We start from the raw sequence: 1,620 nt of genomic DNA, 5'->3' as shown, positions 1-1,620 counted from the left end.
GGTGTCTACCTTTCGAAGGTAGTTGTGCTAAGGGAATAATGATGTAACCATGGCAATCCCAAACTTCAAGGCAGTTATGGGTGACTTCGGTAGTTTCTGGGTGATATGTTAGGTTTGCCAAAGAAGCATAGATTGCTGTTGCGTTATCATGACCGCCAAGCCAATTGGACAAATGTATACAACGTTGAACGAATTCACTATCGGTTGTCTTATTTTCATATAGGCCAACTAAGTTAGCTTCTCCAATTTGGCTTATACCATCAGAAATAACTAACAAATCGCAGAGTGCAGAGCATGACTCAACAGTGACCTCTAATTCTCCCTCCATGCCTATATACTTTGTTAGACCATTTCTCTTCGTTATTAGGCTGTTTAGTTCGATTCCGTTGAGTTTTTCGAGGAAGCTTTTTACATCGTCATCTTCAGTGATTTGAAAAATAGAATTGCTTGTTGTGCATTGATAAATTCGACTATCACCAACATTGACGGTAAAGAATTCACCTGGTTCATGGCTGACTATAGCTGATAAAGTTGCTCCACCTTTACCGTTTGTTGATTCGGAAACGATCTGATGAGCAGAAAACACAGACTGTTGTATCGCTTGATCTATTTCAATGCCTGACTCGATAAGAGGTATTATAGAGCTTAAAAACATTGAGACAGTGTGAGTTGCGGCAAGCCCCCCATTAACCATACCTCCCATACCATCACTAAGAATATAAAAGTATATGTAGCGCTCCATTTTTGAACTATAGAAACGAGCAGAAATTGCCCGATCTTCATTTTCAGTTCTGATAAGCCCGACAGTTGTCGCTAACGTCGCTCCGACTTCATGTACAACGGATGACCGGTTCCCATTTACAGGTCTATTTAGCCTTTTTGTTAATATATCTTGCATATTAATCAGCCCTGTTTGTGTGTAATGATTTTAATTCAAATCTAAAATTTTGATTGAGCTCTTGATTAGCGGACTAGCTTTTATGCTGGCACCTGCTTACATAAGACAGAATATAACATAACATTTATTAAGAGCGTCTTCTCATATCAGTTACTAGCATTGACTCAATAAATAATTGATTGCAAATTACTTCTTCTTCATTTCCATAGCCACTCGGCCTAGAACTTTAATGTCTTCTTCTGCAACTTCAATGGTCGATTCACCGAACGCAATAGCCAGCTTCTTACCCGGTAAACGTTGCAGGTAGTTGATCGACAAGCGCCCATCAATATCAATGAGGTAGTCGCCTGTTACAGGGTCGGTTGATTCTTGGTTGACGTAATAGATACCAGCATCATCTTCGACCACTTGGGTCAGTGATGCTTTTAGGCCGAATCGCTCTAAAGTAGAGTGGTCTATCGCCATATTGCCACTTTCTACCAACACTCCATCCAGCAATTTAGATATTTGCATGCTTTCAGTAGATGCAGAATCACTCTTCTTACCTTCGAAAGGTTCACCTTCACCTAGTGCCATGTACTTAACCGATGCACCAGTTGCCAAATGCGCACGAACAATTAACTCAAATGCGGTTCTTTCGTGACTATGCCACGTTTGAATGGTTGATCTTGGGATTCCGAACTTGTCAGCTAACTGGTAATTAGTTGTTGTCTCGGTCACGG

At 40.7% G+C, this 1,620-nt stretch carries 2 protein-coding genes; both read right to left on the bottom strand.

The window, feature by feature from the left end; all coding sequences use genetic code 11:
- Positions 1-898, bottom strand: an 898-nt coding sequence (locus AB4496_RS28030; RefSeq protein WP_372105663.1) for a PP2C family serine/threonine-protein phosphatase, incomplete at its 3' end; no start/stop codon positions are given.
- Between the two features lie 186 nt (positions 899-1,084).
- On the bottom strand, positions 1,085-1,620 hold a 536-nt coding region (locus AB4496_RS28025; protein ID WP_372133308.1), incomplete at its 5' end, for a helix-turn-helix domain-containing protein.

Source organism: Vibrio sp. 10N.222.46.A1 (assembly GCF_041473595.1).
GTDB classification, from domain to species: domain Bacteria; phylum Pseudomonadota; class Gammaproteobacteria; order Enterobacterales; family Vibrionaceae; genus Vibrio; species Vibrio tasmaniensis_A.
This window is presented reverse-complemented; position numbering and strand designations above follow the sequence as displayed.